Genomic DNA, 21,173 nt, shown 5'->3' with positions numbered 1-21,173 from the left:
CCGATATTCTGACCCTGGTTTTTTCATTTTCCAGGAACATTACCTGCTCAGTGAGCATCCGACTGAAGTAATCTCAGTGATGTTTATTATGAGTCATTTTTTCGAAGATCTATCATTGATGCTTTTGCTGGCAACAGAAAGAGGACGAATCAGCGAAAACGACACTTGACGGTTATAGGATGGGGACAACTGCGGGCCGGGTCTTGAAATTTGCATAATAGTGGCACGATGAAAGACCGGATCACAGATTTCTTCCATTAAGCGAATCAGACATACAATGCAGCGGATATGGCATAGCTGGAGCCCTTAAGTGCAGATAAAATAAGCAAATACACGGTTAGGTCTTGAAATTTTCATGGCTGCAAGATTAAAGACCAAACCCAGGATGTTTGTTCCTGGTAACAAGAGCTACACACGCTGTTTCGATATATGCGCACCCAAGCACTTTGTTAATAAGTGAAAAGCGAAATGTGATGGGCGGGTAGTGTAATTTTTGGTTAGCCGAAAGCTTCGGTTGACACAATGCAAAAAGAAAGACCAGACCCTGATTTTCTCAACTAAACCAACCAGGATTTTAGTCTTTAAAATTCATCAAAAAGCATCGGGTTTATAAAAAACACTTAATACCCGTGTAGCCCGTCTTTCATATAGGAAACCACTAGCAAATGATCACCAGCCCATTTAGCTTTATGTCTCTTTTAATGCTTTTCATCACAGTGGTCCTCTACTGTGAGAAAAAGCTGCAACTCGGCCTGTTTAAAGTGGTTCCTGCACTCACCTTCATCTATTTCGGCGGCATGATTGGTGCCTCCCTGAAGGTATGGCAACTCACTCCTGAAGTCAGTAGCTTTATCGGCAGCCTGAAATATTACCTACTGCCTATGATGCTGTTCCTGCTGCTGCTGAAAAACGACATCCGTGACGTATTTAAACTGGGACCCAAACTGATGGGTTCTTTCCTGGCCGTCGCTGCCAGTGTTGTTGTGGGCTTCATCGTTGTATTTAGCCTATTCCAGTCCAAATTTAATACCGATGCCTGGCAGACATTCTCCATCCTGTCCTCGTCCTGGATTGGTGGCTCTACTAACATGGCTGCAACCCAACAGGGTCTGGGTGTTGCTGATGGTTCACAGGCACTGACCTACGCATTCCTGATGGACAACATCTGCGCTTCTTTCTGGTTGATTCTGATGATCTCCTTTGCGCCCATGCGTAAAGCGTTCAACCGTTTCTCCGGTGCCAATAGTGATGACGTTGACCAGATCATTCAGACTATTAACCATAACGCTGCCGAAAAAGAAGACAAGCGTGGCTATGAGTTCATGGACTTTATGCTCACCCTGGGTCTGGGTCTGGCGGTGGCCGGTGCGGTACTGGTTCTGGGTAAGCAGGTAGTCAACCCCGGCAACCTCACCGACGACAGTTTCCTGTCTGGTCTGCGTGGATTCTTCAGCGGCAGTGGCTGGGTAGTTATTCTGGCCACTATCGCCGGCATTCTGGGCAGCACTACTCCTTTGAACAAGGTTAAGGGTACTGATCATGTGGGTAGCGTACTGCTGTACGTTGTCGTTGGCCTGATCGCCAGCTCCACTGACTTCTCTACCATTGATTTTGGTAACGCCGCATTCTACGTACTGGCCGGTTTCATGATTCTGGCTTTCCATCTGATGGTTTTGCTGATTATGGCCAAAGTCTTCAAACTGGACCTGTACATTTGTGGTATCGCCTCTCAGGCCAACATCGGTGGTGCAGTATCTGCTCCGATCCTGGCAGGCACATATGACAAAGCCCTGGTACCTGCGGGCCTGATGATGGGCATATTTGGTTCTGCCATTGGTACGGTCACAGCACTGATGCTGGCCAAGGTTCTGATGGTTATGTAATCACTGCCTGAACAAGCATTCTCCTGCATCTGTGGAGAATGCCTGAAAGCCGGAATTGCGAAAGTGATTCCAGAACGCGAATCTGGAGTCAGGTCTTTCATTTTGCATAACTAACGTCGTCTACCACATGAAAGCCTGGACAGGTTCTGTCGTTTTGCATTCCAAAAATAGACAATCCCTGGTTTGTTCATGCTAATGCAAAAAGAAAGACCTGACCCCAGACTTTGCCAGATAAACAAAACAGCAGAGACATCGAAAATGATTTTACTTAACAATTGCAAAGGTTCAGACATCAACGCACACGGTTCTGATTATTCGATGAAGTTCTCTGAGCATTACGCACCAAACAAAAACCGAATCAAAGTAGGTAGTAGTGCTGTAATTGTTCGTTTCATCGAAGATGGCTTATATGAGAAGAAAGTAATCAAGATTACTGAGCTCGGAAGAGCAACTGAAGACGGCGTATTGTTAGTAACAGTATTCGGAGATGTGCATTCATCAGAAGTGATGACCAAGGCTGAGCTCACCAAAGATAAGTTCACTGCCAAGTTCTTCGATAAGAATGGCAGATTCAAGCAGCGTTCAGTGATCTAAATAAACGTTGTCAGACAAGGAAGGCAGAGTGATAATTATATTGAATCAATCAATCAATCAGAACGAAAAAACTGGCGTCAGGTATTTAATATCGCAAATAGTAACCTGCGACGATGGTTATTCAAGAAGAAAGACTTGGCCTCGGTTTCCAAAATCAGGAGTAGGGTATGGATGAAAGAGTAAAGAGAATCAGCACTCCAGAAAAATGTGAGATTTTCATTAAGAATGCCCTTGCAAGAGACAATATAGAATTGGCAAATCAAGCAAGACTGAGGGCCGTTCAACTACGTGCTGAAAAATATGGAGCAGATACTCTTGTAGAGAAAGAAGCTTTAGAAGCTATCTTCGCATATGAAACAGTCTTAAGTGTAAAAAATGGGAAGAAGACCCGCGCAACTCGAACATGGCAAATGATCGAAAGACGTGGAATCATTGAAGCGATTGAGAGAGCTGTAAATCGCTCATCTGAAACTCAAGGTTACAGAGCATTAGTTGAAATGAACTTAGGGAGTCGCTCTTTTGAGTCCGTAATTCTCCGCCATCCAGAAGTTTTTTCAGATGAAGCAATAGAAATATCAAAAACTCGAGTTACAGAGTGGGCTCGCACATAACGAATAAGCTCTGGGTCAAAGCCTCTTCATATGGTTAAATTTATGGATGTCATATTTTTTTGATATTTTTTTATTGGCCATTGTCATACCTCGAATTACACCGCAGGTATATTAATAGTACATATGTGCATCTCATGCCATCGCCCTGTATTTATCCGTGAGAGGCGCGGTTCATGCATTTTTTCAGTTCTTTCCCTTTAGCGTATTTCCATCAATGCCGATGAATCTCTTTGCAATTCTTCTGAAAATGGCCGGATGGGGAATGATGAGCATTGATATACCTACAAAAGACCGCCCTGAGTGGGCTGAAATGGCGCAAGGTCAACACGCCATGAAAAAATATGTCCTGCAGCTACAAATAGACAGGATCAGTAAAAAGATGGCAGCCAATGAGATGACCGTCGACGAAGGTGTGGAGTACCTCTACGAATACTTTTGCAAATACCCAAAAGGTTTCCGACGTGATCTTGAGGAAATTTTCAAAAGCTGGTGAGACTTAAACAAACTGAATAGTTGATCGTCAAAGGATTTGTCATGATAAAACTACAGTCTTTAGAGGAAGTCACCCAGCTGATTAATGAGGGCAGATTGTTGTCCCTGGCGGGGGATGAACGGATTCTGTCAAAACTCCCAAAGGGACAGTGGCTGGCAGGTAGCACCCCCTATTTTATGGATGAGCAGCAGGGCAAATTCGAGCAGGATGCCATTTATGTGGATGACTTCTCGGATTTTGCTTTGGACCAGAAAATCATGGTCTACACCCCGGATACCATCGCAACTATCACACAGAATCGCTTTGAGAACGGTTTTACCTTTTTGGTCATCCCGGCCTTTTCCCAGTTACACGCCGACTATGCGCTGCATGCTGGTGACTTTGAGAACATCTATGACAGTCCGATTCTGGGTTGGGTCTCAGGGGTTAACCTGAACTCGGAAGATACACCCATCGTATATAATGGGCTGACGGGTGAACCCTCATCCGAGTTTGCTGTGGCAATGCACATACAGATTCCAGAGGGAAAAATGGCTCAACTGGAGATTCTCAATATTCACAGTCAAGATCCCAATAGTCCGGTTATTGAGTTTGAGGAAGACAGTTTTAACGCCCGTGAATGTCTGATTAATGGTGAAAGGCAAAACTTCGCCCAGTACATCAGTAATAACAAAATTGATACCAAAACACCCATTACCTGCGACTACTCTGGCGCTGTGATCAATGTCAGCGTGAAAGCGGTGAATACGGAAACCGGTCAGGTAGACTTCTATGCTCCAGTCTTCAGAGGTCGGCAGTATAAGTTTGCCAACCCCGTGGAGAACTACGCTGAGGAATTTGCCAGACAATTGCCAAAAGAGGACAGTAACCAGGGGTTCTCCTGTAACTGTATTTTGAATTTTCTCTATGGCGAACTGGAAGGTAAAAAAGCGGGTTTTCCAGGGCCGATCACTTTTGGTGAGATTGGCTACCGATTACTGAATCAGACCATGACCTATCTGAAAATTGTGGACATCGATTAATTGACTTCCTGGAACCGTCTTTGGCAGAATTCGTTTGTTTCTGCCAGTTTCATTTCTATTTGCCACTTCCAAAAACAGAGGCAAGCAGTCAGAAAAATAAGGAACAGAAAGGAGAAGGACGTCCATAAATTGACTAATCATAAAAGTTGAACCAACGTTTTACTGAAGATTTTACCCTGGGAAACCAGGGTCGCGTCTTGAATCTTGAATTTATTCAAAAAGAAAGACCTGCCCAAGTTTCACATCTAAACTGCAATGACTGACTAACCACTGTTAATGTTAATAGCGAAGCATGACTGGAAAAGGACGTGAGTTTGCAACGGTACCGATTAATCCGAGGGCTGTTTTCAGGCGGTTTCGTAAATAAAACGCGATGCCCGGGTTTGAAGCAGGTATAAAAAAGCATGACACCCCCCGCTTCTTCTGCTACGGATAAGCAGTTATACGCGATGCCCGCGTTGTAGGTGTCGTGTGATTTATGTAAAAGCGTTCGGCAGACAGGTAAAAGACCATCTACTTTTATTTAACTGCTGTCACTATTTACTCTAGTATCCCCCTATGAATACACACTCATTTTTTCACGGCCTGATCACATCCATTGGATCGTTACTGATTACATTGACTTATGCTCAGGAACCGATCACCAGTATGGAGTGCGGTAGCTGCTCGACACTGATCAGCTCTATTCAGGGGACGGGGCCATCAAGCCCCCTTATTCCGGACGGTTCACAGGAGTCAGCCCAGGTCGTTGTTGAAGGGATTGTCACAGCCAATGCTCCCCAGCGACTGAACGGTTTTTTTATTCAGGAGTCTCTGGCCAATGAAGCCGCTGATTCCAGGGCATCTGAAGGGTTGTTTGTCTATAACGAACGGCCCGACCTTGAACCGGGTGATCGCGTGAGAATTCGTGGCACGGTTCGTGAGTTCTATGGTCAAACCCAGTTGACTCCCGAAGACATCAAGTTATGTGGAAAAAATTCGCTCCACGAAGTACGCATAACGGCGCCACGCAAAGGGGTAAAACTGCAGGATCTGGAACGGTATGAAGGGATGCTGGTCAACTTCAGTGGCTCAAACAAACTGACCGTCACCAGAAATTACAGTTTTGACTATGCTTCCTACCGAAACAATATGGAGGTCAGCCTGGGTGGCCCCCTGTTCAAGCCAACGCAGCTTCACCCTCCCCTTGGCAATGGGGCAATGAAGCTTGCCAATGCCAATAACCAAAACAGAATAACCATAATAACGGATGAAAAAAAACAGTCTGATGGCCGGATCAGCTACTATCCGGCACTGGGTCCGTATGTCCACTATATACGTGTGGGTGACACCATCGAAGACCTGACCGCTGTCGTTCTTTACCGCTATGGCCGGTATGAACTCCTGCCCACAGCAGACATTGACACCTACGCGTTCAACCATAGTTTTTCTGACCGGGAAGGTTGGCCCAATCCTCACCCGCAAGGTGAGATCCGCATTGCCAGCTTTAACGTGCTGAACTACTTCAATACATTACTTCCCGGCCACAACGATAATCCGTTGGGGACTAACCGTGGGGCACAATCCCTTGATGAATTTATGTTGCAACGGGACAAAATTGTTGAGGCGCTAACCCGGATAGATGCCGATATTATCGGTCTGATGGAGTTGGAGAATAATGGCTTTGGTTCCGGAAGTGCAATTGATGACCTGGTGAACACCGTTAATCAACGTTTGCCATCATCAGAACGCTATGCGGTTGTTAGTGCCCATGGTGTTACCACCATCGGCAGTGATGCCATTACGGTCGGGCTGATCTACAAACCAGACAGGGTAGACCTGAAGGGCGGAATGCACATTCTGCCGATGCCGGAGCAAAGCTTTACCCTGATCAGCACGGATGGGGAAGAAGTCGATCTGGTAAAATCAATGCGCCCCTCAATCCTGCAGGCCTTTCGTGATAATGCAACGGACCAGACGCTCACCGTGATCGTCAGTCATTTAAAATCCAAGGGCTCAATGTGCTACGAGGACTACATGGAATACGCGGATGAAGATGGCAAGGTTCCCCTGGATGGCACAAAGATTAAAAAAGGAAGCAAACCTTCCGCACCGGATTACCAGGATGATCTTCAGGGAAGCTGTAATGAACTACGGGTTGCGGCGGCAAAACATCTGGGCGACTATCTCGGCAACTCAGGTCTCAGTAAATCCGGTCATTTTCACGACGACCACCATCTTCTGTTGATCGGTGACTTCAATGCCTATGGCGAGGAAGATCCCATACGGTTGTTGACGCAAGGGAAGCGAATGAAACAGCCGGTGGTCACATCAGCCCATACCCGGGTCAATTGCCAGGATGTTCCGGACGGTGTTTTGTTGAGTGGCTATGGCCTGGTCAATCTTGCCAGCTTAAATCACGGGGAAAATAGTTTTTCGTACTCCTATGATGGTGAGCTTGGGGCATTGGATCATGCCATTGCCAGCAAAGCACTGGCAGGAAGTGTGAGCAATATTCAGGAGTGGCACATCAACGTCGCTGAAAATTCCCTTTTTGAGTACACCTCCAAATATTCTGGTGATCTTCCCAAGGATCAGGGCCCCTTCAGCTCGTCGGACCATGACCCCTTGATCGTTGACATTGATTTGAGCCAGTAGCCCTTTTTTTGCTATGCAAAGCTATCAATGCGCCTGCAGGAAGCAATGAAATACCGTACTCAGCACAAGTGGATAACCAGCCTGAAACCCCCACAGATTCGGGCAAGGAGAGGTTTCTCCACATGCGGCCAGATCCGTATGCATTCCCACGCAGAGCATGGGAACGAGGGTGAGTGGGAGTCTATCTCGAGCAGTGGATCCCGGCCTGCGCGGGGATGACAGTGTGTAGCGGGATGACGATTGGGAGTTAATTCTCCCTTTTGCGACAGCCTCGAAGGCAGGAATGACAGTGGTATATTCTTGATTGAAGTTTCCCTGACCAGCTACAGTTGATCGGATTACAGACCCATTGGAGAAACAAGTGAAAGCTCTATTTATCCATGGTAATGGCGGTTGCACCGCCTCTCATCACTGGTATAAATCCGCCGCCAGAGAACTTTCAACATTGGGTCTTGAGGTAATTCTTGAGACTTTTCCCGATAATGTCATTGCCCATAGAGATATCTGGCTGGATTTTATGGAAAAGCAGCTGGGCGGTGACAGTAAGGTTATTCTGATCGGCCACTCTTCCGGCGCACTGGCTGCCATGCGCTATGCCGAAACCCATTCCCTGATTGGCAGTGTACTGGTTTCAGCCTGTCATACCGATCTGGGTGACCCAACAGAACAAGCCAGTGGCTTTTATGATACGCACTGGCAATGGGAAGCCATAAAAGCCAACCAGCAGTGGATTATTCAGTTTCACTCGGAAGATGACCACCTGATCCCGGTAGAAGAGGCAAGGTTTGTGCGTGAGCAACTGACCCCGGAATATTATGAATTCAAGAACAGAGGCCACTTTATGGGCAGTGATTCAGGAGGAAAGGATTTTCCGGAACTGGTAGCAGCGATAAAGCAGAAACTCCAGGAAAGGAACGCCCTGAGCCAATTAGAGACACAAGACGTTTTTACAAGAACCAGGACTTAGGTGCGATAAAGCACCTTTATCACATGCCAGCCAAATTTGGTTTTGACTAAATGGGGTGTCAGCAGTTCACCAGTAAAGCAAACCTGGTCAAAAGCCGGCACCATCTGACCTTTTTTAAACTCACCTAAACTTCCGCCTTTTTTACCGGATGGGCAAGTAGAGTGCTTCTTAGCCAGAACATCAAATTTGGCGCCTTTCTTGAGCTGTTTGATAATATCTTCGGCAAGCTCTTTGTGCTTGACCAGAATGTGCAATGCAGCTGCAGTATATGCCATTTTGAAGCCTGTCAGTGATAGATCTAAAGAGCCATTATATCTTTCAAACCTGAGAACAGGCCAGTTATTGCCTGAAGTGCAATAGGCCAAATACGCCAGATACGGCATAAATTCTCAATGAGGCCTGGCCAGGCATCCACCCTACTCCATTTGCAGTATGTGACACCTGCCGGGATTGACAAAAATGGGTCAAACAGCCATGAGCCGAGAATGCAGTCTCTTCAAAAAACCTACGGGTCTATTAAGGGGAACAGCCATTCTCAAAATGAAAAATAATAAAGACGGCAGTGAACCTTTCTTATGACGACCGAAAACAATCTTCCTGAGCCCGTAGTGCTTGGCAAAGTCCTGGTGACGGGTGGTGCTGGCTTCCTTGGTAAAAACCTGGCCAGAGTTCTGCTTGGGCGTGGGTATCAGGTTCGGGTCTTTGATCTTGCCCAATGTGACCTTGAACACCCCAATCTGGAAAAAATTCAGGGAAATATCTGTGATAAAACACTGGTGACCAAGACCTGTGAGGGCATTGATACTGTTTTTCATACCGCTGCCGTCATTGAAATTCGTTCGACCAAAGTCGTTAGTCAGCAAGTCAAAAAACTTTCTTATGATATTAATCTTGGCGGCACCCGGAATATTATTGATGCCTGCCTGACTCAAGGTATTAAGCGACTGGTTTATACCAGTTCAAACAGTGTTGTAATTAATGGTCAACCTATTGCCAATGGCAATGAAGCCATGCCCTATGTGGACGGTTTCCGCGACCTTTATACGGAAACCAAAGTCAAGGCCGAGCAGCAGGTATTGGCAGCCAATGGCAACAACGGACTTTATACCTGTGCCATCCGCCCCAGCGGTATCTGGGGGCCAGGTGACCAGACCATGTTTAAACTGCTGATCAAAGAGTTAATCAGCGGTTCCTTTAAAGCCCTGGTGGGTGATGGTAATGCACGACTGGATAACTCTTATGTTCACAACCTGATTCACGGCAAGCTATTGGCTGCGAGCCAACTGAGCAAGCATGGAAATGCCTCTGGCCAGGCCTATTTCATCAATGATGGTGAACCCATCAATATGATGGAGTTTTCCCGGCCACTGGTCGAGCAACTGGGTTACCCTTATCCCAAAACACGAATTCCCTACCCGCTGATCAAGACGGTTATTTCAGCATGGGAGAAGCTGCACCAGTGGTTTAAGGTGGGTGAACCGCCGCAGTCAACACTGGCTCTTGAGCGAATTGGTATTGATAACTTTTTCAGTATTGACAAGGCTCGCCGTGACCTGGGCTATGAGCCACTCTATACATCAGAAAGTGGTATGCACGAAGCAATGCCTTATTATCAGGAGCTGCATCAAAAAATGAAAGAGAAAACCGCCTGACCCTTCGTTAAGTCAGTCAGTTACTATCCCTGAGAGCCCGTTTCATGCGGGCTACCATTAAGACACTGAAAAAATCATGCAGAATCCAGTCTGAGATATTGACTGACAGGAACATTATTAACAAGCCGTAACCTTCCTCAATATTTCATTATAATCTTCTTCGGAGGCTGTTTTAAATAAACAGAGATAACTCCTCCCAAGTGGCAGGTTTCGGTCAGTCACATTCAAAGCAATCTCAGGGCGTTTTCATCATCATACTTATTCCAACCATCCCTGGTTTTATCGGGATAGTAAATGCCTGTCTCCTTTTCAAAAAACCATACGACAACATATCCTTACCATTAGTCAGCGCACCGGGAAGTCCATGTCTCCTGAGATGCCGCCTCTTCATTGCAACCGTCATCCTCTGTCACTGAGGATGTCAGTGAATAAATTGAAAAAGGCCTGTGGATGTCGAACTGACAATTAAGTTCCAGTCTGTTTGAATCAATATCTATAGAAGTTACATAAACAGTCGCCCCGTTAATGGAAGGAAACTTGCAATTTCCGCTTATTTTTTGTGATACGGGAACATTAGGATCAAGTACAACAGACGAGCCTGTTACAACATATGTATGGGCTACTGGTAAATACCCGCCTATATGAACATTATCATTGGTAGCTCCCCAGTTATATTGATACCTGTGAGAATGACCTGGGTCTAATAACCTTCCGGCACAAACCTGACCATGAGAGTACTCCCTGTGCAGGCATCCCAGTGCTGTCCAGACAACGGCTATGGTTTGGTCTGTTTTATTGACCACCGTCGATTTATTGATGGCATAAACTGGTGAGATAGAAAGACAAAAAATACATCCAAGCAAATTCATTTTATTTAAAGTCATGGGAAGATCTCTACACTGGCAGTTAATTACATAGACAGGAATACACTTTGTTTTTCAGGAACTTTTGAAAACCAGACAGTTGGAAAACAACTATAGTCGTTTTTTCAACTGCCGGACGATCAGGTAGAGGGACTGCCGGGGGGCGATTTACCTGGCGGCGACCACCTCTGGCGATGAAAGTGAGCAAATCATCTTTTCCGGATTTCTGTTCGCAATTCCTGAAGCTCAGCTGACAAGCATCATTTCTCTGGAAGGCAACGCCTGAGTGTCCCAATAACTTTCTTATCAGGACGCATTTCCCTGTATTTTTTTGTATGGGACAACATTACTGTTAAATACTGTGAGGATTTCTATTCTCAGGATGGGCTTGATACCCCTGAGGAAATAGACCGTTACTTTTTCAACAGGCTTCTGGAGGGGGATGGCTGAATTTATAGTTTTTTAAACGACATTGTTTTTTTAATCTACAATACTTTTTGTCTTTTATCTTCTTTTTGATATTCGATGCTATAGCTGTGATTTTTTTTAGATCAAAAATGGCAGTTTGGTAATAAATTGAATAGATCAAATGTAATAACGAAGAGGTCCTGGCGTGATTAGAACAATTTCAATGGCTCTTTTTATATTTTTTTCTGTTTTTTTATCAACGGCAACACAGGCTCAGGTTAGTCAATATGAGCTAAAACAAATGACTGAAAAACAAATTATAGAAGAGATAAAAAAGATAAAAATGCAATTAAACAAACTGGAAGAAACCGGGCAAATCAGTACCGCAACAGCCATTACGGTTTCCAGTATTCTTGCAACTGTGGTGGTCGGAGTGATTCATTCCGGGCTGGTACACTACTTCTTCCCGGGCAGCTATGTATTCTATGGCCAGATGGCAACAACTCTGAACTACGGCCTCCCTCAATATATTAATGCAATGCTTTTAGGAATAATCAATGCAATTATACCCGGTACAGCGATCGGGCTGCTTCTGGCCGGCATGGATTCCAGTGATGAAACCAGCCCCAGACTCCCGGTCAGTGAATCATTCTGGATAGGCGTAAAAAGTGCTCTATCATCCACTGGTCTCTGGGTTATGGGTGTGGGTGGTGCGTATCTGATCAATCGGTTTGTTTATGATGGAGTTTGGGCTGCGTCATCTATGAACTATCTTGCTCTGGGTCTTATCCCGTTAAATGCTATCGCTCTGTACTATAACATCGTTACCCACCGCAAGGATTTAAAACTCAAAGCGCTGAACCTTGAGCATCGCCTGACTGAAGCAGAGGAGGTTTTGAATATGCGCGAAAGTCAGATTGAATATGACAGTCTGGAGAATGAAGAGTCGACGTTGGATGAAAATGATCTTGACGCTGACTCGGAGGATTATCAATACATGGAAGAATATGATCAATATGTGGAGGAAGACTATCAAGCAGGCCCCCCTGCCTATATTTGAAATACCATAGATACTCTGGGTCAGATGTAGAGATAAAAAAGCCCGGATGACCGGGCTTTTTTATCAATTTTCTCCCTGTCAGGCTTCAGGGTTGTCTGAGTCTCTTATACGTTCCTGTCGTTGTTGCTCTTCAGCCAGGGCGGCCTTGATTTCTTCCATTACTGAATCAACATCTGCTGCTTTTTCAACCTCCTCGAAGTGGCCGGTCAATTCAGTCTCCGGAGTCAGTTCACCCTCCTCATAGAGTGCCCACATCTCTTTGGCATACCGGTTATTCTGTAAATCTGGCGCGAAATGGGCGTAGTAATCCGTGATGTTCTGTATATCCCTTGTCAGCATTGCACGCGCATTGTTGTTGGCGGATGCATCCACGGCCTGGGGCAGGTCAATAATGACCGGGCCATACTCATCCACGAGCACATTGAACTCAGACAGGTCGCCATGAATCAGGCCAGCACAGAGCATCAGCATCACGTAACGCATAACGGTGGCATGGTCTTCCCGGGCCTGCTCTGCTGACATGGTCACTGCGCCCAGTTGTGGGGCTACCTGACCTTCATCATCAGTCACCAGCTCCATCAGCAGGACACCGTCCAGACAGATATAGGGCTGAGGCACTCTTACGCCAGCCCTCGCCAGGCGGAACAGGGCGTCTACCTCGGCATGCTGCCAGATCTCTTCCTGGTGCTTACGGCCAAATTTGGAGCCTTTTTCCATGGCTCGCTGTCGTCGACTGTTGCGTTCTTTACGACCCTCCTGATACTGGGCTGCTTTTTTAAAGCTGCGCTTGGCTGCTTCTTTATACACTTTGGCGCAGCGGATGTCGGATCCGCAACGTACCACAAAGACGTCGGCTTCTTTACCACTCATTAGCTGGCGGAGTACTTCATCCACCAGACCTTCATCAACCAGGGGCTGTATTCGTTTCGGGGTTCTCATAAGGAACTTTTTACCTTATTTGTAAACCCGATGGAATAGCGTTTTTGGAAATAATGATGGAAATGGCGCAAGTGCACCTTCTGGTTTGTGTGCTCCGGGACGGTTTTTAGTCATCATGTTGTGGGAGCATTACGGTAACCGGTTCATTTTCAGCGCCAATAAAGGTGACGATCAGGTCGCAGGGGGTTTCACTGACACAGCGGCCATTGTGGGGGGTATTCACTAGCTCATAGATGGCCTGATCGGTTTCGTAGTGGTTTTTCCTGCCGCTTTCCATGGTGACTTCCATGGTTCCGGAGATGACATAGGCATAACCGGGATGGGGGTGGTAGTGCCAGCCGGTCCCGGCCCCTGGCAAAGTGTGAATTCTCAGTGTTGTTACCAGAGGCTTGTCAGTATCTGGGTACTTAATAGGGCTATTATCATCGGTTACACTCTGCACTTTGATGGTTTTAACCTGAAGCTTGCCATCGTATAGTTTTTCTTCATCAGGGCAGGCATACAACGCCGCGCAACCAACGGCCATAACAAGTGGGAAAACACATCTGAGCATGGGGAACTCCTTGAGAAAGACTCTGATCATAGACACCCGCCTGATCATAGACACCTGTTCTCTGGGTAAGTTCATTTGTAGCTTTTTTATAATGGTTCGTCGCGATGTTCGTATCATAACTGCCTGAGACTTCGCAAAAGGGAGAATTAACACCCAACCGTCATCCCCGCGAAGGAGGCTGTGTTTGCAGGCAGTTATACCGATGCCGGTAAGTTGTTCAGAACAGGCTGGTGGTAATGTTACTGACCAGTTGCTGCAGCAGTCGGGTCCGGGCTTCCAGTGTTGCCCAGGCAATATGGGGGGTGATAATCAGGTTATCCGGTTTACTGGCAATCAGTGGATAGTCTCCGGGTGGCGGCTCGGTGGTGATGACATCAACTGCCGCACCGGCAATGTCGCCATTGTTCAGGGCATTAATTAAATCCGATTCATTAACAATGCCACCACGGGCGGTGTTAATAATAATGGCGGATGATTTCATTTGTTTAAATTCACGGGTGGTAAACAGGTCTCGTGTTACTTCCGTCAGTGGACAGTGAATACTGATGGCGTCCGCCTCCCTGAGAACCTGCTCAAAGGGAACCCGGCCGGGCCGGATTTTTTCTGCACCTTTTTGTTCAGCAATAAGTACCTGCATGCCAAAGGCGCTTGCCAGATGCTCAACAGATTTAGCCAGGTTACCGTAGCCAATCAAACCCATGGTTTTTCCGCTGAGTTCGATCATCGGGTAATCGAACAGACAAAATGAACGGGTTTCACTCCATTTACCAGTACTCACCAACTGGTTGTATTGACTGGCGTGAGTGGTGAGTTCCAGTAAAACATTGAATACCAGCTGGGCAATGCTGCTACCGGCATAACCCACCACGTTTTTAACATCAACCCCCTGTTGTTCTGCGGTGTTCAGATCCACATTGTTCATGCCGGTGGCGGCAACGCAGATTAGCTTCAGACTTTTCAGCCTGGAAAGGGTGTAGCTGTTTAACACGACTTTGTTGGTAATGATCAGCTGAGCATTCTGGCAACGTTCAAGAGTCTGCTCCGGCGCAGTGAAGTCGTGAAACTGCCAGTTGACGGGCAGTTTATGGAGTGGCGAAAGATCCAGGTCTGGTCCCAGGGTGCCGGCATCCAGAAATACACCATTGATCATATTATTCTTACCATTACTATGATGTTAATCCTGGACACATAATACAGGTCATCTTGTCCGTAATGGTATATAAAGTAAGGCTGATGGTTATGAACGACTTGATCAAATGAGGCTTCAATGAAGAAACTGAAAAATGAGAAAGAGCTGGTAAAGAAAGCCATCGAATATGGTATGAAATATGGTGAGCAGCGGGGGGTAGTTGAGTTTGAAGCAACAGATTCCTCCAATGCAAAAATTGAATATATTTACCGGCTGTTAGTACATGATAACCTTGTTCAGCCTTTGCCAGAGGATCAGGTATCTCAGGTAACCATGAAGCACAAATTGGCGATCTGGGCATCCAGACAAAAGTAATCCTGATTAACTTAAATGCTTGCGTGGAACTGGCTGGCCGGAAAAATGGTTGTCAAAACCACTGGCGATTCCAGCCGCTCGTGCAGGTGCATATTTGGCAGTTGTCCCGTTCAGTCTTTCTCAGCGGGGTTATTGACATCCACCATGACGACAGCACCACCCTGCTGAATATGCTCATGGCAGGGTTTCAGACGATAGTCGTCGCTTGAGGTTCCAATCATACCTCCCAGCCATGTAGGGCAACCGAGGGCTATTAAACCGGCAAACACGGTACCGATGCCTCCAGCAGGATGCCCTTCAAGAAGGTTGTAAGTGAAGAACCCGACCACTGTAGTCAATATCACACTGATGATGAAATATCTCTCACCGCTGTGAATGGTCCCGGTCTCTTTCAGGAAGTTAAGGTTATTAAGATGGTGTTTCATGTTGCGCGTGTGATCCTCGTGGGCAATGTGAATGCGATTGCGATCAATGCCTTTATTTTCAAGCTGTTCGGGAAATTCTCTGGCTGTTTTTAAGTCAGGAAGAGAAAGAGGTGCTTTTTCATGGTTGCAATACCTTTTGCCGCCCCTAAAACACTATTTATTGCTTTTCATTCGGAGCGTAGCTGGACCCAGACCTTAAAGCGTGGATTCCTTATATCGTGGTTATCAGCACAAACTTTAAAAATGACAATTAAACTTATTCAAGGTGCTGCCAATAATGGATAGAGAGGGTTATCCAGGGAGCGTAATGTGAAAATTCAGAAGTCACTGCAGGTTTTAAGGGACGCTGCAAAAGCCCGGTTTGATCGATTAGGCAAAACCAAAAAGAATATCCCTCTCCCACCCAACAATGGTGCGGAGAACTCAGGCAAGACACTGTTCCAGAGGCAAGCCAAAATGCTTGGGGCTCAACCGCCGGTCTTACAGTCGACGGAGACTGATAAAAAAGAAATTTCGATGACCTTATGGTCTCACTGGAGTGGGAAAACTCCGAAGGAAGTGGAGAAGTGTTACTCTCAGCTTGAAAAGGTCAATGGTTCAGTGCTGTTAACCATTGAACAACTGCTGAGAGATCGCCATCAGGTGTCTGCCTGTCAGGTACCGGGAGTACTTGTCCGGACTAAACAAAATGTATTCAGTGATTTTGCAAACCGGCTCTCCGTTCTACTGGATAAGGTTTTGTCAGAAGATACTTCTTTGCGGGATCGGATATATCAGTCCGATGGGGTACTCAAGACCCCTGTTTTGATTACCCGGCTCGATAATAAAGAAAGCCTGATGCGCTCAGAGTCACTCGAAGCCGTTTCAACAGGCGTTTATTTTTATCCCTATGTTGATACTGCCAGTTGTTCCGCCACATCAATGCTCACATTGTACATTGATGACCATAACATGAGTGAGTCAGCCTTGATGAACGGGTTGAAGGAGGGGCTGAGGAAAGCGACGCATCATGCGGATGATAACCTGCCGAAATTACCGGATGCTTCTGGAGTATCCGGATGGTCTGATGTTATGAATTATTATGAAGTGACAAAGGAGAGCGAATTACTTAAAAAATTCAAGGTATCTGAGGTTGCTGAGCTGCCAGACTTGTCAGAAATGTCTGACTGGTCTGCACTGCCTGATAAATATCTTAAATCCAGGGAAATTATTCAGAAATATCTGCGATAGAGACATAGGTAAGGTATCTTTTTTTATCACTGGGGAACTCGTTCCGTTGTGATATTGTTTCTTCTCCGAAATTCACCCGGTGTAATACCTGTCCATTTCTTGAAGGAGCGATGAAAGGCACTCAGTTCTTCAAAGCCCATCATCAGTGCGGCAGAGGTGATGCTGATATCGGACTGGCTGAGGTATTTGATGGCAATATCACGACGGTATTCGTCTTTCACCTGCTGGTAGGAGGAACCTTCTTTGACCAGGTGTCTGCGCAGGGTTCTGACAGGGATTTCGATCATCTCTGCCACTTCACTGAGTTTTGGGATATCTCCATTTTCCTCGCCGCTGAGTAATGAACGCATTTTTGGTGCAAGGCTGTGACTGTTCTGAACAGCCTCAATGTTGAATAGGGCAAAAGGTCCTGCATTGAGCAGTTTTTTCAGACTCTCCGAAGTTTGTACGATAGGCGCATCAAGGGCACTGGCGTTGATCTGAACAAAGTTTTCGGCCTGTTTGAACTGGATCGGACACTCAAAATGGAAGCGGTAGTCCATCAGGCTCAGCATGGCGGGTCCCATCAAACTGACAGAATGAGCCTCAAGGTATTGACCCGTAAGCCAGCAGCAGAAACGGTGCCAGAGTGCCAGACTGTAGACCATGCGCAGCTGTCGTGAGGAATTGATTTCATGGTTTTCCAGACAATGATAACCGGCATGGAGCATTCGGATGCTTTCACCATCCTCTGTAAATTCATAGAGTGGCAATTCTTCGGGCAAGTTACCGCCGAATGTGCTCCGGCCTGATAAGAAGTGGCTTGCTACTTCAAAACTTTCCCGGAGATTTTTACATTCAACCAGGGCATAGCACATGGCCTCCAGAGTGCTGGAAGACATTTCATGCTGACTGTATTGATTAACGTCACTTTCCAGCAATTGTGAAACACTCAGGTAGAGCTTTCGGAAAGTATCGGGAGTTACGTCTTCGGCCAGGGTAAGACTGTCATGATCGGTTTGCAGCTCAAGGTGGTTTTCGATAGCCAGTTTCTGGATGTCATAACCTTTTTCCGCTGCTACCTTGAGCAACGGAACGACGTAATTTACCGGTATCAAATACTCAGTCGTCATTGTCTTTATCCTGAAAGAACGTTGTCCGCTAGCCGTTGTCCGTGGCCCGATAAAAACGGAGCGCTTACGTTTTTTCGGACAACGGGTAGCGGGCAACGGCTGTTTATTTCTTGAATAACTTCTTGCTGGGGGCTCCGTTATCGCCTGGCCACATGGAGCTGCCAATGGTATCTGCAAAAGGCCAGAAGGCTTTTGGATCCAGGGGCTTATTCAGGGAGATGTTCCGAGCCTTGAAGGTGGGTGTCCACAGGAATGCCTTTGGCTCGCTCTTGACAGGAAGTAGCTGCGCGACCGGATCCCATGGGCTTTCATTGAGCTTAAGGGTTCCTTCAACTTCTTCCATATAAGCAGTGCCGTAACGGCTATACACTTGAACTACATGGGGTGGGAAGTCAAACTTGTAAGGCATCATGTCAACAGCCCTGGAGTACTTGACCCACCACTCATTGACTTCAAAGTCCTGAAACTCTTCAGTGATTTCAACCGGACCTTTTACCTTGCCGCTGAACTCAAGGAAGGTATATCCCCGATGGGTCACACTGGCTTTGACTTCATCGAAAAGTCGGTAGTACTTCGTCTCAGCAAAGAATTTGGGTTGACCCCAGCGCTCTTTACTTCCAGAGATGGCGGCTTCCTGATCAATACCAATACCCAGCGTGTATTCACCTTCAACACCGTCAACGTCAGCAGCGACGTTAACCACAACACCGTACTCAGGCTCACCCAGTACCGGGAAGTTGTAGATGATGATTTTAACGGTAGGGTTTTTGCCGGGCTCAACGCCGGGCGGAAGCAGTTTAGCAATACACTCAGGATCAGTTTCATAGCTGATTTTGAGCAGTGGCCAGTTAATAATATCGCCAGGCTTGCCCATTGGGGCAGTGGGATTTTGGCTCATGAGTTGCCTCTTTTCTTATTTTTTTAGCCGGGTATTTTCCAGAATTGAGAGATGGAACGGTCTGGACATGCCCGTGGAAAAAAATACGGAACCTGTTTTCGTGCAGCGTGAAAACAGCTCCGTATACTGCATGGATTATGCGGTTGCGATCAGCTCTTCCTTGCGGGTGGCTTCTTCCAGTTCCTGCTCATCATAAAACTGATTAAACCACTTACGGTACTGTCCAATAGGGCCGTCACCGTCACAGAGAATGGGCGTTGCCTTGTAGATCTTGTTTTCCCAGATCGGTACGTCCTGTTCAACCTGATGCACCAGCTCCTGAACAAAACCATCGGCGTAGATTTTCTTCATATCAGACTGCGCGGTAGGCAGTGTGAAGTTAAAACGCAGATGGATGGTCTGGTCATCAATAGGCGTGACCGTTCCCATCAGAACCACTTCAAACAGGCGCATGAATTTCTGGTAGGTCTGCCCCGGGCCTACGTTATAAGACTCAAGACGGGCGGCTTCCAGGTTGTCACCGGTGTGATTGACGGAACCATCTTCTTCTACGGCATGGGTTTGCGCATCGAAGATGGTGCTGCGACGGTGGCCTTCCATCACGACTTTGGTGTCTGGGATGAAGGGTACGTTATGAACGGTGACAAAGTGAGCGACATCTGCCGCATTCTCACCGGTTTCCTGAATAATGGATTTGATAGTCCAGTCAAAGGTCTGGAAATCGGTCCAGCCTTCAGCACCCACTTCTTCAATGGTGTCCACTTCCCATAAAGGCGCCACTTCTTTTGGATGATACCAGGCCCAGATCATCTTGTTACGCTCAACCACCGGGTAGCTGCGGATGCAAGGCTTGTCTTTTACCTTGGGTGGGATGCGCTTGGCGTAAGGAATATCAGTCAGTGTACCGGTGCCATCAAACTTCCACGCGTGAAAAGGGCAGCTGACGCTTTCACCCTTAACAATTCCGCCATGACCCAGGTGTGCACCGAGGTGAGGGCAGTAAGCATCCAGCAGAGAGGCCTGACCAGATTCAGTTCGGAACAGCACCAGCTCCTTACCAAAGTATTTTACCGGCTTTACTTCACCGGTTTTCAAACCTTCTGAGTATTCCACAGCATACCAGCCAAAAGGAATTGGCTTGTTATAGCGCTTGCTCATGGAGTGATTCTCCCAAATCCAAGTTTTATTGTTTTTGTCATCGATGATTTCATTCGACCTGTATTCAGCGGAAAAACTGGTCTGAGTAACCGATCAAATAATCCAGCTTGGTAACTGTTGTAAAATAAGTTACCGCAGTGTAACTTTGCAATCAAGTATCCAAATGCACTGAAAATTGTCTCAGATCAAATCTCAGTCAGTTGATGGTTAAAAAGTGGGTGCCAAGAGGTGTGTATCCACCTCATATGTCAGCTTTATGTTAAGAGCGCGGAGATAAAAATAATGAAAGACTTCAAAGACAAGGTTGCAGTAATTACCGGCGGTGCCAGCGGCGTTGGTCGTGCCATTGCCCTGCTGCTGGGTAAAGAAGGCGCCAAAGTGGTTGTCTCTGATATTGAACCGATCGCTCTGGATAAAACCGTTAGCGAACTTCAGGCCAATGGTGTTGACAGCTTTGGCTTTCAGGCTGACATCACCAAGCAGGAAAGTCTGGATGCCCTGGCAGAAGCGACACTGGAAAAGTATGGTGAAATGCATCTGGTGTTTGCCAATGCCGGCGTAGGTACTGGTGAAGCCGGTAATATGTGGGGCTATAGCATGAACGATTGGGAATGGGGCTTCCGGGTGAATACCTGGGGCCTGATTAACACGATTAATGCGTTTATGCCAAAATTGATGGCTCAGAAGCAGGAAGCGAATTTTATCGTGACGGGTTCAGGTAATGGTGCGTACTTCATGCTGCCCCATACACCGATTTACACGGCCACTAAAGCGGCTGCTCAGGCAATCACTGAAAACCTGTTTTTCCAGCTCCAGCAGATGAACTCCAAGGTTAAGGTGAATGCCTTGTTCCCCGGACCTCATGTTGTGAATACCGGTATCTTTAATTCAGAAAGAAACCGTCCTGAAGACCTGCCAACGGACCCCAACAAGCCAGACTCAGGCATTCACTCTGTGGAAGATATGCGCGCGATTATGGCTCAGTTCAAGATGGAGCTACAGACCACTGAGCCGGAAGAAGTCGCGGAAACCGCACTTCAGGGTATTCGTGATAACAAGTTCTGGATTGCACCCATGACGGACAAAATCCGTGTTGCGATTCAAGAGCGTACTGATAATCTGCTCAATGGTGTGAACCCTACACCACCAAACGTCATCTAGTAT

Annotated in this window: 21 protein-coding genes; 12 read left to right on the top strand and 9 right to left on the bottom strand. The window is 46.7% G+C overall.

Annotated features, from left to right (window positions below; translation table 11 throughout):
- Positions 1 to 665 precede the first annotated feature (665 nt).
- The 7 genes from RM811_RS12315 to RM811_RS12285 all read left to right on the top strand — a co-directional run bounded on the left by RM811_RS12315 (position 666) and on the right by RM811_RS12285 (position 8,207).
- Positions 666 to 1,883: a DUF819 domain-containing protein gene (locus RM811_RS12315; protein WP_402524607.1), complete on the top strand. Its 1,218-nt coding sequence runs from the start codon at positions 666 to 668 to the stop codon at positions 1,881 to 1,883.
- Between the two features lie 195 nt (positions 1,884 to 2,078).
- Complete coding sequence (locus RM811_RS12310; protein ID WP_402524604.1) at positions 2,079 to 2,477, top strand: hypothetical protein; 399 nt, start codon at positions 2,079 to 2,081, stop codon at positions 2,475 to 2,477.
- Between the two features lie 167 nt (positions 2,478 to 2,644).
- On the top strand, positions 2,645 to 3,088 hold the full coding sequence (locus RM811_RS12305; RefSeq protein ID WP_402524601.1) for a hypothetical protein: 444 nt from the start codon (positions 2,645 to 2,647) through the stop codon (positions 3,086 to 3,088).
- Between the two features lie 262 nt (positions 3,089 to 3,350).
- Entirely contained in the window at positions 3,351 to 3,581 is a 231-nt protein-coding gene (locus RM811_RS12300; RefSeq protein WP_402524599.1) for a hypothetical protein, read from the top strand.
- Positions 3,582 to 3,622: 41 nt separating this feature from the next.
- A complete protein-coding gene (locus RM811_RS12295) occupies positions 3,623 to 4,603 on the top strand; it encodes a DUF6976 family protein (RefSeq protein ID WP_402524596.1) in 981 nt (326 codons plus the stop codon).
- 558 nt (positions 4,604 to 5,161) lie between these two features.
- Positions 5,162 to 7,240 (top strand): ExeM/NucH family extracellular endonuclease, encoded by a 2,079-nt coding sequence (locus tag RM811_RS12290; protein ID WP_402524594.1) that lies wholly within the window; start codon positions 5,162 to 5,164, stop codon positions 7,238 to 7,240.
- Between the two features lie 361 nt (positions 7,241 to 7,601).
- The gene (locus tag RM811_RS12285; protein WP_402524592.1) at positions 7,602 to 8,207 is read left to right on the top strand and encodes an RBBP9/YdeN family alpha/beta hydrolase; all 606 of its coding nucleotides are present in this window, start codon (positions 7,602 to 7,604) and stop codon (positions 8,205 to 8,207) included.
- On the opposite strand, the gene ppiC is transcribed toward RM811_RS12285, so the two are convergent.
- Positions 8,204 to 8,482 carry a peptidylprolyl isomerase PpiC gene (gene ppiC, locus RM811_RS12280; protein WP_402524589.1) on the bottom strand — a complete coding sequence of 93 codons (279 nt, stop codon included), beginning with the start codon at positions 8,480 to 8,482 and terminating at the stop codon, positions 8,204 to 8,206. The two genes, RM811_RS12285 and ppiC, sit on opposite strands and share 4 nt — an antisense overlap.
- A 300-nt stretch (positions 8,483 to 8,782) precedes the next feature.
- Here ppiC and RM811_RS12275 point away from each other — a divergent pair, with 300 nt between their 5' ends.
- A complete protein-coding gene (locus RM811_RS12275; protein WP_402524587.1) occupies positions 8,783 to 9,859 on the top strand; it encodes an NAD-dependent epimerase/dehydratase family protein in 1,077 nt (358 codons plus the stop codon).
- 341 nt (positions 9,860 to 10,200) lie between these two features.
- Here the strand turns inward: RM811_RS12275 and RM811_RS12270 are convergent, their stop codons facing one another.
- Positions 10,201 to 10,743, bottom strand: a complete 543-nt coding sequence (locus RM811_RS12270) for a hypothetical protein (RefSeq protein WP_402524584.1) — start codon at positions 10,741 to 10,743, stop codon at positions 10,201 to 10,203.
- 688 nt (positions 10,744 to 11,431) lie between these two features.
- Here RM811_RS12270 and RM811_RS12265 point away from each other — a divergent pair.
- The gene (locus tag RM811_RS12265; protein WP_402524582.1) at positions 11,432 to 12,190 is read left to right on the top strand and encodes a hypothetical protein; all 759 of its coding nucleotides are present in this window, start codon (positions 11,432 to 11,434) and stop codon (positions 12,188 to 12,190) included.
- A gap of 78 nt (positions 12,191 to 12,268) precedes the next feature.
- Here the strand turns inward: RM811_RS12265 and RM811_RS12260 are convergent, their stop codons facing one another.
- The 3 genes from RM811_RS12260 to RM811_RS12250 form a co-directional block, all read right to left on the bottom strand.
- Positions 12,269 to 13,129, bottom strand: a complete 861-nt coding sequence (locus tag RM811_RS12260; RefSeq protein ID WP_402524580.1) for a PA4780 family RIO1-like protein kinase — start codon at positions 13,127 to 13,129, stop codon at positions 12,269 to 12,271.
- Between the two features lie 106 nt (positions 13,130 to 13,235).
- Positions 13,236 to 13,682, bottom strand: a complete 447-nt coding sequence (locus RM811_RS12255; RefSeq protein WP_402524578.1) for a cupin domain-containing protein — start codon at positions 13,680 to 13,682, stop codon at positions 13,236 to 13,238.
- 217 nt (positions 13,683 to 13,899) lie between these two features.
- Positions 13,900 to 14,832, bottom strand: a complete 933-nt coding sequence (locus tag RM811_RS12250; protein WP_402524577.1) for a D-2-hydroxyacid dehydrogenase — start codon at positions 14,830 to 14,832, stop codon at positions 13,900 to 13,902.
- Between the two features lie 117 nt (positions 14,833 to 14,949).
- Between RM811_RS12250 and RM811_RS12245 the strand changes: the two genes are divergently transcribed.
- Entirely contained in the window at positions 14,950 to 15,186 is a 237-nt protein-coding gene (locus RM811_RS12245; protein ID WP_402524575.1) for a DUF5062 family protein, read from the top strand.
- A 110-nt stretch (positions 15,187 to 15,296) separates the two neighbouring features.
- On the opposite strand, the gene RM811_RS12240 is transcribed toward RM811_RS12245, so the two are convergent.
- The gene (locus RM811_RS12240) at positions 15,297 to 15,611 is read right to left on the bottom strand and encodes a hypothetical protein (protein ID WP_402524573.1); all 315 of its coding nucleotides are present in this window, start codon (positions 15,609 to 15,611) and stop codon (positions 15,297 to 15,299) included.
- 309 nt (positions 15,612 to 15,920) lie between these two features.
- Here RM811_RS12240 and RM811_RS12235 point away from each other — a divergent pair, with 309 nt between their 5' ends.
- On the top strand, positions 15,921 to 16,841 hold the full coding sequence (locus RM811_RS12235) for a hypothetical protein (RefSeq protein WP_402524571.1): 921 nt from the start codon (positions 15,921 to 15,923) through the stop codon (positions 16,839 to 16,841).
- A gap of 26 nt (positions 16,842 to 16,867) precedes the next feature.
- Here the strand turns inward: RM811_RS12235 and RM811_RS12230 are convergent, their stop codons facing one another.
- From RM811_RS12230 to RM811_RS12220, 3 genes are all read right to left on the bottom strand, one after another.
- Complete coding sequence (locus RM811_RS12230) at positions 16,868 to 17,953, bottom strand: helix-turn-helix domain-containing protein (RefSeq protein ID WP_402524569.1); 1,086 nt, start codon at positions 17,951 to 17,953, stop codon at positions 16,868 to 16,870.
- Between the two features lie 103 nt (positions 17,954 to 18,056).
- Positions 18,057 to 18,851, bottom strand: a complete 795-nt coding sequence (locus tag RM811_RS12225; protein WP_402524567.1) for an acetoacetate decarboxylase family protein — start codon at positions 18,849 to 18,851, stop codon at positions 18,057 to 18,059.
- 135 nt (positions 18,852 to 18,986) lie between these two features.
- Positions 18,987 to 20,009 (bottom strand): Rieske 2Fe-2S domain-containing protein, encoded by a 1,023-nt coding sequence (locus RM811_RS12220; protein WP_402524565.1) that lies wholly within the window; start codon positions 20,007 to 20,009, stop codon positions 18,987 to 18,989.
- Positions 20,010 to 20,291: 282 nt separating this feature from the next.
- Between RM811_RS12220 and RM811_RS12215 the strand changes: the two genes are divergently transcribed.
- Positions 20,292 to 21,170: an SDR family NAD(P)-dependent oxidoreductase gene (locus tag RM811_RS12215; RefSeq protein ID WP_402524563.1), complete on the top strand. Its 879-nt coding sequence runs from the start codon at positions 20,292 to 20,294 to the stop codon at positions 21,168 to 21,170.
- Positions 21,171 to 21,173: the final 3 nt, after the last annotated feature.

The organism is Endozoicomonas sp., from assembly GCF_031844845.1.
In the GTDB taxonomy this organism is placed as follows: domain Bacteria; phylum Pseudomonadota; class Gammaproteobacteria; order Pseudomonadales; family Endozoicomonadaceae; genus Endozoicomonas.
Note: the sequence above shows the minus strand (reverse complement) of the source record. Positions and strands in the feature narration are given on the sequence as shown.

What these genes read in the sequence shown, in the direction of transcription:
- RM811_RS12295 (WP_402524596.1), top strand. Translation starts at nt 3,623, where the DNA reads ATGATAAAACTACAGTCTTTAGAGGAAGTCACCCAGCTGATTAATGAG.
- RM811_RS12260 (WP_402524580.1), bottom strand. Translation starts at nt 13,129, where the DNA reads ATGAGAACCCCGAAACGAATACAGCCCCTGGTTGATGAAGGTCTGGTG.
- RM811_RS12220 (WP_402524565.1), bottom strand. Translation starts at nt 20,009, where the DNA reads ATGAGCAAGCGCTATAACAAGCCAATTCCTTTTGGCTGGTATGCTGTG.
- RM811_RS12315 (WP_402524607.1), top strand. Translation starts at nt 666, where the DNA reads ATGATCACCAGCCCATTTAGCTTTATGTCTCTTTTAATGCTTTTCATC.
- RM811_RS12300 (WP_402524599.1), top strand. Translation starts at nt 3,351, where the DNA reads ATGATGAGCATTGATATACCTACAAAAGACCGCCCTGAGTGGGCTGAA.
- RM811_RS12310 (WP_402524604.1), top strand. Translation starts at nt 2,079, where the DNA reads ATGCAAAAAGAAAGACCTGACCCCAGACTTTGCCAGATAAACAAAACA.
- RM811_RS12255 (WP_402524578.1), bottom strand. Translation starts at nt 13,682, where the DNA reads ATGCTCAGATGTGTTTTCCCACTTGTTATGGCCGTTGGTTGCGCGGCG.
- RM811_RS12270 (WP_402524584.1), bottom strand. Translation starts at nt 10,743, where the DNA reads ATGACTTTAAATAAAATGAATTTGCTTGGATGTATTTTTTGTCTTTCT.
- RM811_RS12305 (WP_402524601.1), top strand. Translation starts at nt 2,645, where the DNA reads ATGGATGAAAGAGTAAAGAGAATCAGCACTCCAGAAAAATGTGAGATT.
- RM811_RS12290 (WP_402524594.1), top strand. Translation starts at nt 5,162, where the DNA reads ATGAATACACACTCATTTTTTCACGGCCTGATCACATCCATTGGATCG.
- RM811_RS12275 (WP_402524587.1), top strand. Translation starts at nt 8,783, where the DNA reads ATGACGACCGAAAACAATCTTCCTGAGCCCGTAGTGCTTGGCAAAGTC.
- RM811_RS12250 (WP_402524577.1), bottom strand. Translation starts at nt 14,832, where the DNA reads ATGATCAATGGTGTATTTCTGGATGCCGGCACCCTGGGACCAGACCTG.
- ppiC (WP_402524589.1), bottom strand. Translation starts at nt 8,482, where the DNA reads ATGGCATATACTGCAGCTGCATTGCACATTCTGGTCAAGCACAAAGAG.
- RM811_RS12240 (WP_402524573.1), bottom strand. Translation starts at nt 15,611, where the DNA reads ATGAAACACCATCTTAATAACCTTAACTTCCTGAAAGAGACCGGGACC.
- RM811_RS12230 (WP_402524569.1), bottom strand. Translation starts at nt 17,953, where the DNA reads ATGACGACTGAGTATTTGATACCGGTAAATTACGTCGTTCCGTTGCTC.
- RM811_RS12225 (WP_402524567.1), bottom strand. Translation starts at nt 18,851, where the DNA reads ATGAGCCAAAATCCCACTGCCCCAATGGGCAAGCCTGGCGATATTATT.
- RM811_RS12265 (WP_402524582.1), top strand. Translation starts at nt 11,432, where the DNA reads ATGACTGAAAAACAAATTATAGAAGAGATAAAAAAGATAAAAATGCAA.
- RM811_RS12215 (WP_402524563.1), top strand. Translation starts at nt 20,292, where the DNA reads ATGAAAGACTTCAAAGACAAGGTTGCAGTAATTACCGGCGGTGCCAGC.
- RM811_RS12245 (WP_402524575.1), top strand. Translation starts at nt 14,950, where the DNA reads ATGAAGAAACTGAAAAATGAGAAAGAGCTGGTAAAGAAAGCCATCGAA.